1 protein-coding gene is annotated in these 814 nt (G+C 64.5%); it reads left to right on the top strand.

Annotated features, from left to right (window positions below; all coding sequences use genetic code 11):
• A partial coding sequence (locus EVC45_RS44920; protein WP_248295554.1) for a group II intron maturase-specific domain-containing protein occupies positions 1–728 on the top strand: 728 nt, incomplete at its 5' end.
• Positions 729–814: the final 86 nt, after the last annotated feature.

Here is an 814-nt window from a genome sequence, read left to right as displayed (position 1 = left end):
CGTATCTGAACAGCGGCATCATGGATGGCGGCGTGGTCCAGCAGCGCGAACAGGGCACGCCGCAGGGCGGTCCGCTATCGCCGTTGCTGGCCAACGTGCTGCTCGATGAGGTGGACAGGGAACTGGAGCGGCGAGGTCACTGCTTCGCGCGCTATGCCGACGACGCGAACGTGTACGTTCGCAGTCGGCGCGCGGGCGAACGGGTGATGGCGTTGCTGCGGCGGCTGTACGGGCGACTGCGTTTAAAGGTCAACGAGACCAAAAGCGCGGTGGCCAGTGTGTTTGGTCGCAAGTTTCTGGGCTACAGCCTGTGGGTAGCGTGCGGCGGTGTCATCAAGCGCAAGGTGGCGGCCAAACCGCTGCTGGCGTTCAAACGCCGCATTCGTGAACTGACCGGCCGTAGCGGCGGGCGCAGCATGAAGGACGTGGTGGAACGATTACGGCCCTATGTGCTGGGCTGGAAGGGATACTTCCGGTTGGCGCAGACGCCACGAGTCTGGCTGGATCTGGACAAGTGGATGCGTCACCGGTTGCGTGTCATCCAGCTTAAACAATGGCGCCGCGGTCCGACCATCTACCGGGAACTGCGTGCGCTGGGAGCTCCGCCCGCAGTGGCGCAACAGGTGGCGGCGAACAGTCGCCGCTGGTGGCGTAACAGCGACAAGCTCCTGAATAGCGTGCTGACCCTCGCATACTTCGATCGGCTAGGTGTCCCCCGCCTCTCATAACCTCAACTTCCCGAACCGCCCGGTGCGGACCCGCACGCCGGGTGGTGTGGCAGGGGCACGGCCTTATGGCCGTCCCCTATGCCGAT

Origin of the sequence: Paraburkholderia sp. UYCP14C, assembly GCF_004197395.1 — a bacterium.
In the GTDB taxonomy this organism is placed as follows: domain Bacteria; phylum Pseudomonadota; class Gammaproteobacteria; order Burkholderiales; family Burkholderiaceae; genus Paraburkholderia.
The sequence above is the reverse complement of the archived record's forward strand: the minus strand, read 5'-3'. Positions and strand labels throughout refer to the sequence as shown.